Source organism: Vreelandella sp. F11, assembly GCF_042466685.1.
In the GTDB taxonomy this organism is placed as follows: Bacteria; Pseudomonadota; Gammaproteobacteria; order Pseudomonadales; family Halomonadaceae; genus Vreelandella.
In genome coordinates, this window is sequence record NZ_CP170448.1 from 1,200,000 (window position 1) to 1,212,435 (window position 12,436).

The following is a 12,436-nucleotide window of genomic DNA, read 5'->3' on the forward strand; positions in this document are numbered from 1 at the left end:
GCTAAAGCGCGTGGGAACACATCAGAATACGGATAACCAGGGCGCTATGCCAATAGCGTTAGCGAACAGTGTGCTCTCTCTAGCGCGACTAAAGTTGCAGATAAGTAAACGTTTACGTATTTGTAGTAAACGTTTACCTTGGCGGTTGAGAGTTACATAGACGTCATTTAGAAGCGACTGCCAGTCTGGCTGAGGAGAAGAGATGACCATTAACGTCACGGTGTGGGGGGAGAACGTCCACGAACAAACCAATGAAGTCGTGGCACGCATTTATCCAGATGGCATGCATCACTGCATCGCCGAAGGCCTCAACGAAGTGGCAGAGATCAACGCCACCGCCGTTACCTTGCAAGACCCCGAGCAAGGACTAAGTGAAGAGTTCCTCGACAATACCGATGTGCTGCTTTGGTGGGGACACGCTGCCCACGGCGATGTGCTGGAAGAAACGGTTGATCGCGTTCAGAAACGCGTGCTGCAGGGCATGGGGCTGATTGTGCTGCACTCCGGACACTACGCAAAAATCTTCAAACGCTTGATGGGCACCACCTGCTCGCTCAAGTGGCGTGAAGCGGGAGAGCGCGAACGGCTATGGGTGGTGAATCCTGGGCACCCTATCGTGCAGGGCCTGGGCGACTATATCGAACTGCCGCATACCGAAATGTACGGCGAGCCGTTTGCGGTGCCCAACCCCGATGAAGTGATCTTTATCAGTGCTTTTGAAGGTGGAGAGGTATTTCGTTCAGGGCTGACCTATAAGCGCGGCAACGGCAAGATTTTCTACTTCCGCCCTGGCCACGAAACCTACCCAATCTACTACGACACACAGGTGAAAATGGTACTGAAGAACGCCGTAAATTGGGCCCGCCCGGAAGGCTCTCGATGGATCGACAGTTGCCCTAATGTTCCTGCCGATCAGGCGCCCAACCCGGTGGAGATCAAAGGGGAAAGCCTGCATAAACCCGGCGAGGAGGGCTTCAAATGATCCGTTTAGCGATTATTGGCGCTGGCAGTATGGCGGGTGAACACGCCAAGCACTTTAGCCGGATCGAGGGAGTGGAAGTGGTGGCGGTATGCGATATGGAGCTGGCCAAGGCCCGCGACTTTGCTGGTCGTTTTGGTATCGCCGATGCGTATGACGACCTGGAGGCTATGCTGGCGCGGGAGGATATCCAAGCCGTTAGCAACGTCACACCAGATGGTGTTCATAAGCGCACGTCACTGGCCGTGATTGCCGCAGGCAAACACATTTTGTGTGAAAAGCCGCTGGCGACGAATGCCGACGATGCCCATGCAATGGCCCAAGCGGCAGAGGCTGCCAACGTCATCAATATGGTCAACTTTAGCTATCGGGATGCACCGGCCATTCAGCACGCCCGTGCACTGATTACCGCTGGGGCGATTGGGCAAGTACGTCACGTGGATGCCAGCTACCGGCAGAGCTGGCTGGTCAGCAATGCCTGGGGGCGTTGGGATCAGGATAGCCAGTGGCTTTGGCGGCTCTCGGAAGCCCACGGCAGTAAAGGCGTGCTAGGGGATGTGGGCGTCCATATTGTCGATTTCGCCAGCTTTCCCGTTGGCGATATTACCCGCGTTAACTGCGAACTGACCTGCTTCGAGAAAGCCCCGGATAACCGTATCGGTGACTATCTGCTGGATGCCAACGATACCGCGCTAATGCGGGTAACCTTTGCCAATGGGGCCAAGGGCACCCTTCAAGCCACCCGCTGGGCGACTGGGCACCACAACTCGCTAACCCTCAGCGTACACGGCGATAAAGGGGCTATTCGTGTCGATTTGGATACATCATTAGATGAGGTGCAGGTATGCCTGGATGACAATGTTCACCCCGCCCGCTGGAGCACGGTCAAGGCTCCGTCCACGCCGAATATCTATCAGCGTTTCATAGAAAGCATCCGCCGTGGTGAAAACGACCAGCCGGATTTTGCTCGCGGCGCGGCGATCCAAACCGTTCTTGATGCCTGTGTTATCTCCAGTCAGGAGGATCGCAGCCTGGACATTGCAGTGTAATCAGCGTCGCAACGCCGGGCGTTTTTCGGCACACTGGACGCTTTCCAGGTGAGAGATAGGGCGAGAAAGAGTCGGTGATAAAGAGCAAACAAAGCGCCCAAACGGCCACCATTCGGGAAATTGCCCGGCGGGCCCAGGTATCGATTGCCTCGGTCAGCCGGGCATTGAACGGCAAGCCGGGCCTTAGCGACGCCCTGCGTGAGAAGATTTTGGCGATTAGTCGGGAAGTGGCCTACCAGCCCAGCGCCGCGGCTCGTCAGCTAATAAGCGGTAAAATGGCGGTGGTGGGCATCTCTCTCGGCCGTCAGGATATTGAGCTGCGCCCTTACTATATCTTGCTCTACCAGCATCTTACCGTGGCGCTTCATCAGCAGGGTATGGTGCCGGTGTTCTTTAATCACCAGCAAACCGCTGAATTACCCGAACGCGCGGGGGCGGCTATTTTGCTTGGTGACGCCCCAGGCGATGAGCGCCCGGCACTGCTTAAGGCCGCTGCTATTCCTTTTGTACGCATAGGTGACGCCGGAGAAGGCTTTTCGGTCGCCCCGGACGATCGGCAGGGGCTGTATGAGATCACCCACCACCTCATTGCCCAGGGTCGCCAACGACTGGCCTTTATGGGCGGCGAGCTAGAGGTGCCGCGTCCCCATAGCCGTTTGGAAGGATACCGGCGGGCATTGGCAGAGGCGGGGCTCGCCGAACGCTTGATCAGTCTACCGCATCGCTTGGCGTCAGACTCCCTTAACAGCTATCGCTACCTAAATCGCTATTTAGACGAAGAGGGCACTCAACCACTGCTTTTTGATGCGCTGGTGTGCGCCACCGACGAACTAGCGTTGGGCTGTGTGGCCGCGCTGGAAGATCGCGGGGTTGAGGTGCCAGGCCAAGTGGCGGTCACCGGTTTTGATGACCTGCCCACCCTCGCCACCGGGCTCACCACGGTACGACAGGATATTGCCGAGATAGCGGCGACGAGCATGGCATTACTGGCAGAAGCGCGGGCGGGAGCAGCGCCCCGGCATGTATCGTTGCCAGTGGCGCTGGTGGTGCGGGATACGGCTTAACGCTGCGGCAGTTGCTCAGGCCCAAAACCGTCGGGTAGCAGGGCTTCCATGGTGTAGGTTTTCAGCAGTTCGCCGCTGCCGGAGAGCACTTTGATTTGCGTTTCTGGCGTGGCGAACTCGCGGATGCGCTGGCGGCAGTCGCCACAGGGCGTGCACAGGTGATCGCCCGGGCCCATCACGTAGACGGTGGCCAACTGGCGCTGCCCAGCGGTGATCATGGCGGAAATGGCAGAGGCTTCAGCACACAGGCCTTTGTAGTGGGCCACTTCTACGTTAGTGCCTGCAAACTGCTGGCCATCCGGCGTCACCATTACTGATGCCACCGGGTGTGCTGAGTAGGGCACATAGGCGTTAGCCCGCGCGCTGAATAGCTTCTCAACGATCTCTGCTGATACTTCATCCGTTTGCTGACTCATCACAACTTCCTCTTAAGCGCGGGCTTCGTCGTCGCGTAACACGGTGTCCAAAGCAATCAGCATCATGTCGTCAAAGGTCGTTTGACGGTCTGCGCTGGAGAGCGAATCGCCTTTCAGAATGTGATCCGACACCGTACAGATGGTCATGGCGCGAGCGCCAAACTCGGCGGCGACGCCGTAAAGGCCAGCAGCTTCCATCTCTACACCCACAATGCCGTAACGCTTAAGCATTTCAGCCATCTCAGTTTGCGGGTTGTAAAACAAGTCTGCCGAGAAGATGTTGCCAACTTTGACTGGCACGTTTTTAGCTTTGGCGGCAGCCACGGCGTGCTGGGTCAGCTCAAAATCCGCAATGGCGGCGAAGTCGTGGTCGTTAAAGCGCATGCGGTTAACCTTGGAGTCGGTGCTGGCGCCCATGCCGATGACCACATCGCGGACGTTAACGTCGTCGCGCACCGCGCCGCAGGAGCCCACGCGAATCAGTGATTTAACGCCGTAGTCGGTGATCAGCTCTTTGGCGTAGATGGAGACCGACGGAATGCCCATGCCGTGGCCCATTACGGAAATCTCGCGGCCTTGATAGGTGCCGGTATAGCCGAACATATTGCGTACATCGTTGACCTGGCGAACATTCTCCAGGTAGGTGTCGGCGATGTACTTGGCGCGCAGCGGGTCGCCTGGCATCAGTACGGTATCAGCGAAATCGCCCATCTCGGCATTAATATGCGGTGTAGCCATGTCACGCTCCCATATAATTTAACGGTCTGAATCAACCCTTCGCGGGGGCGCTGTGAACCCTTCCCTGGGCGCTACTTTCGCCATCCATGGCGAAAGACCCCCGCTACGGGCTGATTCAGACCTTGCACGATTTTGTGCTAGAGGTTGGTTATTTGCCTTTAAGCAGCGTCAGGTAGAAAGCTTTTGCCATCGGCCATGGCCGGAAGCAGGAAAAAGTCGGCGAGGGTTTGGCCGATATCGGCAAAGGTGCCACGCTCGCCCAGCGAGCCGGGGGTAAAACCGGAGCCGTGTACCAGAATGGGGATGTACTCGCGGGTGTGCTCGGTGCCGTGCCAACTGGGGTCGCAGCCGTGATCGGCGGTGAGAATCAGCAAGTCATCTTCGCTTAGCGCAGCCAACAAAGCTGGCAGCTTGGCATCGAAGTCTTCCAGCGCGGCGGCGTAGCCCGGCACGTCCCGGCGGTGGCCGTAGACCGAGTCGAAATCGACAAAGTTGGTCATGATCATGGCGCGTTCGCCGACCTCGCGCTTAGCGGTACGCTCGATCTCTTTGAGTGTTGCCTCCATTAGCGCGTCGTGACCGCTGGCTTTGACCTTGTGGGTAATGCCGCAGTGGGCGTAGATATCGGCAATTTTGCCAATCGAGACCACTTCACCACCAGCATCGGCAAGCTTCTGCAGCACCGTAGGCGAGGGCGGCTCTACGCTATAGTCGCGGCGGTTGCCGGTGCGGGCGAAGGTGGTGCTGTCCTCGCCGATAAACGGACGGGCGATGACGCGGCCAATGTTGTAGGGCTCTAGCAGTTCACGCACGGTTTCGCACAGTTTATAAAGCCGCTCGAGACCGAAATACTCTTCGTGGGCGGCAATCTGAAACACCGAATCCGCTGAGGTATAAACAATCGGCTTATCGGTGGCAATGTGCTCTTCACCCAGGCGGGCGATGATCTCGGTACCTGAGGCGTGGCAGTTGCCAATGACACCCGTTAGATTAGCTTCCTGGACAATAGCGTCGAGCAGCTCAAGGGGGAAGCTGTCGGTTTTATCCAGAAAGTAGCCCCAGTCAAAGCGTACCGGCACGCCGGCGATTTCCCAGTGGCCGGAAGGAGTGTCTTTGCCACTGGAGATCTCTTTAGCGTGGGCGTAAGCGCCTTCCAGGCTGTCCGGTAGCGTCACGCCTTCGGCAACGCTGCCGGTGGCGTCGCGGTGGGCGTGGAATAGCCCCATCTTGGCCATGTTGGGCAGCTTGAGCGGGCCTGAACGGTTGGCGTTATCGGCCGCATTACGGGCGCAGGCGGCGGCGATATGCCCCAGGGTGTCGGAGCCTTCATCACCGAAGGTGGCGGCATCCGGGGCGGCGCCAATCCCAAAGGAGTCCAGTACCAGGACTATCGCGCGGCTCATAAGGCTTCTCCACGGAAGGTGTCTTGTAGCAGGGTGTCGGGGGTAGCCGCCGCTTCGCCAATCGTAAACGCGGTACGGAGCTGCTCGGCGGCGCGCTCAGCGGCGGCGTCACTGCGGGCGTGCACCATGGCGATGGGGCGCTGGCTATCCACGCGCTCACCGATTTCGACGATATCGGTAAAGCCGACGCTGTGGTCGACGCTGGCATCGTTACGCAGGCGACCACCGCCCAGCTCGACCACGCTCATGCCCACGGCGCGGGTATCAATGCGCTGAACGGTGCCAGCCTGCTCGGCATATACGGGTTTAATGACTTCAGCTTTGGCCAGGTAGTGCTCGGAGCGCTCCATAAAGTCGCTGGGGCCGCCGAGTTCTCGCACCATACGGGCGAACACTTCCGCGGCAGCGCCGGAGGTCAGCGCTTTTTCAAGCTTCGACAGCGCTTCTTCTCGTGAGCCAGCCAGCTTGCCGGCAATCAGCATTTCCACTGCCAGTTCACGGGTGACTTGCATCACGCGGCTGTTGGGGCGGTCGCCACGCAGCAGGGCCAGAGTCTCCACGATCTCTACAGCGTTACCGGCGCAGGGTGCCAGCGGTTGGCTCATATCGGTAAGCAGGGCAGTGGTGGGTGTGCCTGCTTGGGTGGCCACATTGGCGATGCTTTTGGCAAGCTCCCGGGATTTTTCCGGCGTGGGCATAAAGGCGCCGCTGCCGACTTTTACGTCCATGACCAGCGCGTCCAGCCCGGAGGCCAGCTTTTTACCCAGGATAGAGGCCGTAATCAGCGGAATAGACTCTACCGTGGCGGTGACGTCACGTACGCCGTAAATGCGCTTATCGGCAGGAGCGAGGTCACCGGTTTGGCCAATAATCGCCACGCCGGTGGATTTCACCACCTCGCGGAAACGCTCTGGCGCGGGGTAGGGGTCGTAGCCGGGAATCGATTCAAGCTTATCCAGCGTGCCGCCAGTATGGCCCAGGCCACGCCCGGAGATCATCGGTACAAAGGCGCCGCAGGCGGCGACCCAGGGGCCGAGCACCAGCGATACCAAATCACCCACGCCGCCGGTGGAGTGCTTATCGACAATTGGACCAGGCAGGTTCAAATCGCTCCACTGCATCACATGGCCGGAGTCGCGGGTAGCGGTGGTCAGCGCGACCACTTCTTCACGGCTCATGCCGTTGAGAAACACTGCCATGGTAAAGGCGCCAATCTGGGCGTCGCTGATGCGGTCATCGGCAATGCCCTGGACAAAGGCTTTGATCTCTTCCGCGGGCAGCGGCTGGTTGTCACGCTTTAAGCGAATCAGCTCCTGGGGGAGCAGGGTGTGTTGAGTGGCGTTGGCAGACATTAGTAACCTCCCTCTGTAGTGGCCGCGTTGGTGTTGCCGGTCAACGTAGCCATCAGGTTGCCGAGCAGGCTAGAGGCCCCAAAGCGGAAGTGCGCGGGGGTCGCCCAGCCTGGGCCCATAATCTCGTTGGCAAGGGCTAGATACTCGGCCGCATCTTCGGCGGTTTTGACACCCCCCGCCGCTTTAAAACCAACGTCCTGGCCACTGGCTTTAATCGCCTTGAGCATAATTTCAGCGGCTTCCAGCGTAGCGTTAACGGCTACTTTACCGGTCGAGGTTTTAATGAAATCCGCGCCGCCTTCAATGGCGAGCTCGCTGGCACGTTTGATCAGCGCAGGCTCTTTGAGTTCGCCGGACTCAATGATCACTTTGAGCAGTGCTTGGCCCGCGCAGGCGGCTTTGCACATCTCGACCAGCTCAAGGCCGGTCTCCTCATCGCCGGCCATTAGCGCGCGATAGGGGAACACCACATCGACTTCATGGGCGCCGGAGGCAACTGCATCGCGGGTTTCACGGGCGGCGGCCATAATGTCGTCGCTGCCGTTAGGGAAATTTGTGACCGTGGCGATCTTCACCTGGTCATTTAGCTTGTGAGCAGTCAGGGCGCGTTGGGCGGTGACAATAAACTGTGGGTACACACAGACGGCGGCAGGCGTGCCAAAGGGCGTTTTCACCTGCTGGCAGAGCGCTTCAATGGTACTGTCACTGTCGCTTTCGTTCAGGCTCGTTAGATCCATGAGGGTGAGTGCTTGGCGGGCGGCTTGGACGATATGAGGAGAGGCGGTCGCAGTCATTGAATTCTCACAAATCAGTAAAAGATAAAAACGGGCACTGCGGATAAAGCCGCAGCGCCCGTCACCTTCAGCAAATCTCGCTGCGTTAAGCAGTCGCGTTACTGAGGGCGATAAAGAAGCCGGCAATCGAGGCCGACATCAGGTTGGACAGTGTACCGGCCAACACGGCTTTAACACCAAAACGGGCAATCTCTTTACGGCGGGTAGGCGCAATGCTGCCCAGGCCACCCAGCAGAATCGCAATGGAGGAGAGGTTCGCAAAGCCACACAGCGCAAAAGAGAGAATCGCCATGGTGTGCGGTGTCATCATCTGACCCGTAGCAGCCACTACCTGTTCCCCATCGATGTAGGGTGCCAGATTGATATAGGCGACAAATTCGTTGACTACCAGTTTTTGGCCAATGAATGAGCCAGCCAGCGTGGCCTCTTCCCAGGGTACACCCAACAGGAAGGCCAGTGGGGCAAACAGCCAGCCCAAGATCAGCTCCAGACTCAGCGAGTCAAAACCTACCCAGCCGCCCACGCCACCTAATATGCCGTTGACCAGTGCAATTAATGCGATAAATGCCAGTAGCATGGCGCCCACGTTGGCGGCCAGCATTAAACCTGAGGTCGCGCCTGATGCAGCGGCATCCAGGACGTTGGCAGGCTTATCTTCCTGGGCGTCAATCTCTTCTTCCACCTTGGAAACGCTGTCGCTGTCGGTAACGTCTTGGGTTTCCGGCATGATCAGCTTGGCAAACAGCAGCCCGCCTGGCGCCGCCATAAAGGAGGCCGCTACCAAATACTCCATGGGAATACCCAGGGCGGCGTAGCCCGCCAATACTGAACCGGCCACCGACGCCAGACCACCACACATAACGGCAAACAGCTGCGACGGTGTCATGCGGGCGATAAAGGGACGTACCACCAGCGGTGCTTCGGTTTGGCCGACGAAAATATTCGCGGTGGCGGAGAGCGACTCTGTACGTGAGGTGCCTAGCGCTTTCTGCAGCGCGCCACCCAGGATACGAATGACCCACTGCATAATGCCGATGTAGTAGAGCACGGCGATGAGTGAGGAGAAGAAGATAATAACGGGGAGTACTTTGATCGCAAATACAAAGCCGACATTATCCACATCCGCTAAGCCGCCGAATAGAAAACCGATACCGTCGTTGGCATACACCAATATTTGGCTAACACCGGACGAAATGGCCTGCAGCACCGCCTGGCCAAACGGCACGTAAAGTACAAAGGCACCGATACCCGCCTGGATAGCAAAGGCGCCCAGCACGGTACGCAGCCGGATCGATTTACGGTCATAAGAGAAGATCAGGGCAATGGCCACCAGAGTGACCATACCCACCAAGCTCATAAGGAGTGTCATAAGGAGATCCTTCGAGTCCGCGAGGGTTAAACGCGTTTAAAGTAAGTTGAGCTTGACGGAGTAGATCACCGCATTCTGATAGTCGTTGGGCGTGCCCAACTTATTCTCAGAGTAGCGGTACTGAATACCGGTGGTGATTAAGTCACTAGGATGCCACCACAGGCTCAGCGCACCGTTAGTGCCCACACTGCCAGCTTTGTCGCCCACGTAGTTCTGCTCCAGGTAGTCATCGTCGCGGCCAAACGTCTGTTCGTGCCAGTTGGTGACGCTGAAGTTCTGGTTGAGCGCGTTGAAATCATAACCCGCGACCCAGCCTGCCATATAGCCGTTCATACCGGTATAGCTGTTACTTTGCACCCGCGCAGCCCCGATAAAGGGCTTGAACCAGAGGCCGTTATCAAAGGTGGTACGGTAACCCAGACCCAGAATCTGATCCTGTTCGCGGCTGTTATAGCCGTAATCGCGGAAGTCATACAGGTGGGCATAAATCGACAGCGGGCTATCACCCAGGTAAATATGCGAGGTCACTTTGCCCGCAGTGCGGAAATTGTCTTTACCACCGCTTGACTCATCGAACTGGTCGTTGGTGGGGTTCTCGAAATCAAAGAAGCCATAAAACTCACCCCAGCTAAAGCCAGCGCCGCCTTCGATTTCGAGAAACATAAAGTCGCTTTTCGCCGCGTTGGAAGCGGTGCGATCTTCGGTACCGTTTGACCAATCAAGATAGTTAACCGAAACATTGGCGAATGACCACAACCGGTCAAGCGGATGGGGCTGAGCATCATCTGCCATTAGCGGTGTAGTGAGCATTGTTGCCAATACACCTGTTAAGCCAGCGCTAAGCGCGACAAAAGACGAGGTGTGAGAAGAGTGAGTACGAACTGTCATAGGAGCCTCAACAAGGTTATCGCGGAGCCATTTGGATGGGCTATCCGGGGGTTGTAATTGTGCGGGCTGGCGTTAATGTTAAAATTATAACATTTAGTGTTATTTTTCTAACGTTGATTTGCAAGTGTTGTCACATCAACGCTATTTAAATGTCATATAGCTCTCATTATGGCACTAATAGGATCAATGGCCGTCGTAGCAGTGGAAATTACGCCGCAGCTCGCTCAGCATAGATATGGAAATAGATATGCAAATAGCTATGCAAGGGGATGCAACACCCATGCTCCCGCTGGGAAGATCACAATAAGAGGGTTTGCCAGGAGATGCCCACCATGAATGGCCGTAGCGCGATGCGCCTTGCCAAACTTCAAGAAGCGCTTGCCAGTGGCGGCACTCTTCATCTGCGCGATGCCGCAGAACTGTGCAATGTTTCTGAAATGACCATCCGCCGCGACCTCACGACTCAGTCCACTGCCATTAGCCTGCTGGGTGGGCGCCTGGTGATGGCAAATTATCCTGGCGTTACGCCTATTTATGACTTATCCGAACAGCAGGCTAGCCACTACCAGGCTAAGTATCGTCTCTGTCAGCGGGCATTAGCCTACATAGAAGAAGGCGATACGCTGTTTATTGACTGCGGGTCAACGCTGATGCCGCTGCTAAGCCAGTTGAGCCATTTCCATGAACTGACGGTAGTCACCTATGCGCTGAATGTTGCTAATGCCGTCGCCGCTCTCCCCAACGTGCGCTTGGTGCTGTTAGGTGGGTTGTTTTATCCCGCTTCGCAGTCATTTGGCAGCGACAATATGGCCGCTGCCATCGAACGGTTGGGTATTAATAAAGCGCTGATATCGGCGGCTGGGGTAGATCTAGAGCGAGGTGTTAGCTGCTTTCACTTTCACGAGGTTGCTCCCAAACAGGCAGCCATTGCCACCGCCATGCAGCGACTGTTGGTGGTAGATGCCAGCAAGTTCGGCGTAGTACGCCCGGCCTATTTCGCTGCCCTGGAAGATTTTGATGTGGTGGTCACCGACGACGAGGGAGTGCATAGCAGTCAATACCTGGGGTGCGGCAATGCGCCACTTCTTTCATGATCTCGATCAATAGAAAATACTTTAGTCTTAACTGCTTAAGTCTTTAGTGCTTAAGCCAGCGAGGCTCGTCGCCAATTCCCATCCGGCGACGCATATTTTTCCCGGAGCAATGGCGCCCGGCGTCACGTGTGCACTGTCCTTGAGAGCGTTTTACTAGCGCGTTTTCAAGAGCGTCCTGCAGAGCATGTTTTGGGAAGAGTATGGGGTGGTAGTTAGCCTGCTATGTAGAAGGGCGGTATGGCTAGCTAGTGTTTTAAACAACCTCTGACGAGATCACACCATGCAACGACGCTCACTTTGGCGCAGGCGAGGCACGCTAGTGCTCCTTGCGCTGTGTCTGTTTCTAGCAGGCTGTAGTTCAGCGCTGCTAGACCCAAAAGGCCAGGTTGGCGCTGAGCAGCGCACACTGATTCTGACCGCCTTTGGCCTCATGTTGATTGTGGTTATTCCTGTGATTGTCATGACGCTGCTGTTTGGCTGGCGTTACCGGCGTAGTAATAGCCTGGCTAAATACACGCCTGATTGGGCGCACTCCAACGTGATCGAAGCGGTGGTGTGGATCGTGCCCTGTGCGATTATCGTGGTACTCGCCCTGTTGACCTGGAAGACCTCCCATACCCTTGATCCCCACAAACCGCTGGAAAGCGATGTGGCGCCGATCGAAATACAGGCGGTGTCGCTTGATTGGAAGTGGCTGTTTATCTACCCCGAGCAGGGTATTGCCACTGTTAACGAAGTGGCCTTTCCGGTAGATACACCGGTGCGCTTTCGGGTCAGCTCAGGCTCAGTGATGAACGCTTTCTTTATCCCCCATCTTGGCAGCCAGATTTATGCCATGGCGGGCATGGATAACGATGTCCATCTGATCGCTGATGAAATTGGTAGCTACCCAGGTCGTTCCACCAACTACAGCGGCGCGGGCTTCTCTGGCATGACCTTTGAAGCCAAAGTGACGATGCCTGCAGATTTTGACGCTTGGGTTGAAACCGTGCGCGGCGCCCCACAAACGCTGACCTACCCCGAAGGTTATGAGGCGTTGGCTGAGCCTAGCAAATCGAACCCGGTGGAGTACTTCTCGGCGATTTCGCCCTCGCTGTATGAAAGCATCTTGACAAGCTTCCATACCGGCGGCGGCCACCAGATGGGCAGCGACCATGCTGAGCCACACGATGGCGAAAGCGCTCACGCTATTGATCATGCGGCCGAATCAGGCCATGAAACCAACAACCATGCTAGTCAGGATAATGCCATGCGCAGCCACTCCTCTAGCGTAGAAGCGGGAGGTTAAGC

Annotated in this window: 12 protein-coding genes; 5 read left to right on the forward strand and 7 right to left on the reverse strand. The window is 56.9% G+C overall.

What is annotated here, in order from left to right:
- Nucleotides 1–202: 202 nt before the first annotated feature.
- From ACFIOZ_RS05350 to ACFIOZ_RS05360, 3 genes are all read left to right on the forward strand, one after another.
- On the forward strand, nt 203–982 hold the full coding sequence (locus ACFIOZ_RS05350) for a ThuA domain-containing protein (protein ID WP_386082662.1): 780 nt from the start codon (nt 203–205) through the stop codon (nt 980–982).
- The gene (locus ACFIOZ_RS05355) at nt 979–2,028 is read left to right on the forward strand and encodes a Gfo/Idh/MocA family protein (protein ID WP_386082663.1); all 1,050 of its coding nucleotides are present in this window, start codon (nt 979–981) and stop codon (nt 2,026–2,028) included. Before ACFIOZ_RS05350 ends, ACFIOZ_RS05355 begins: the two co-directional genes overlap by 4 nt.
- Before the next feature lie 74 nt (nt 2,029–2,102).
- Nucleotides 2,103–3,092, forward strand: a complete 990-nt coding sequence (locus tag ACFIOZ_RS05360) for a LacI family DNA-binding transcriptional regulator (RefSeq protein ID WP_386082664.1) — start codon at nt 2,103–2,105, stop codon at nt 3,090–3,092.
- On the opposite strand, the gene cdd is transcribed toward ACFIOZ_RS05360, so the two are convergent.
- From cdd to ACFIOZ_RS05395, 7 genes are all read right to left on the reverse strand, one after another.
- Nucleotides 3,089–3,508 carry a cytidine deaminase gene (gene cdd, locus ACFIOZ_RS05365; RefSeq protein WP_386082665.1) on the reverse strand — a complete coding sequence of 140 codons (420 nt, stop codon included), beginning with the start codon at nt 3,506–3,508 and terminating at the stop codon, nt 3,089–3,091. The two genes, ACFIOZ_RS05360 and cdd, sit on opposite strands and share 4 nt — an antisense overlap.
- 12 nt (nt 3,509–3,520) lie before the next feature.
- Nucleotides 3,521–4,246 (reverse strand): purine-nucleoside phosphorylase, encoded by a 726-nt coding sequence (deoD, locus tag ACFIOZ_RS05370; protein ID WP_386082666.1) that lies wholly within the window; start codon nt 4,244–4,246, stop codon nt 3,521–3,523.
- A 158-nt stretch (nt 4,247–4,404) separates the two neighbouring features.
- Nucleotides 4,405–5,649 carry a phosphopentomutase gene (locus tag ACFIOZ_RS05375; RefSeq protein ID WP_386082667.1) on the reverse strand — a complete coding sequence of 415 codons (1,245 nt, stop codon included), beginning with the start codon at nt 5,647–5,649 and terminating at the stop codon, nt 4,405–4,407.
- On the reverse strand, nt 5,646–7,001 hold the full coding sequence (gene deoA, locus ACFIOZ_RS05380) for a thymidine phosphorylase (RefSeq protein ID WP_386082668.1): 1,356 nt from the start codon (nt 6,999–7,001) through the stop codon (nt 5,646–5,648). The genes ACFIOZ_RS05375 and deoA overlap by 4 nt, the downstream gene beginning before the upstream one ends.
- Complete coding sequence (gene deoC, locus ACFIOZ_RS05385) at nt 7,001–7,795, reverse strand: deoxyribose-phosphate aldolase (RefSeq protein ID WP_386082669.1); 795 nt, start codon at nt 7,793–7,795, stop codon at nt 7,001–7,003. Before deoC ends, deoA begins: the two co-directional genes overlap by 1 nt.
- Before the next feature lie 85 nt (nt 7,796–7,880).
- Nucleotides 7,881–9,164 (reverse strand): NupC/NupG family nucleoside CNT transporter, encoded by a 1,284-nt coding sequence (locus ACFIOZ_RS05390; RefSeq protein WP_386082670.1) that lies wholly within the window; start codon nt 9,162–9,164, stop codon nt 7,881–7,883.
- 36 nt (nt 9,165–9,200) lie between these two features.
- On the reverse strand, nt 9,201–10,052 hold the full coding sequence (locus ACFIOZ_RS05395; protein ID WP_386082671.1) for an outer membrane protein OmpK: 852 nt from the start codon (nt 10,050–10,052) through the stop codon (nt 9,201–9,203).
- A gap of 332 nt (nt 10,053–10,384) precedes the next feature.
- On the opposite strand from ACFIOZ_RS05395, the gene ACFIOZ_RS05400 reads away from it, so the two are divergent.
- Nucleotides 10,385–11,146, forward strand: coding sequence for a DeoR family transcriptional regulator (locus tag ACFIOZ_RS05400; RefSeq protein ID WP_386082672.1), 762 nt, complete (start codon nt 10,385–10,387; stop codon nt 11,144–11,146).
- Between the two features lie 280 nt (nt 11,147–11,426).
- Entirely contained in the window at nt 11,427–12,434 is a 1,008-nt protein-coding gene (gene cyoA, locus ACFIOZ_RS05405; protein WP_386082673.1) for a ubiquinol oxidase subunit II, read from the forward strand.
- Nucleotides 12,435–12,436: the final 2 nt, after the last annotated feature.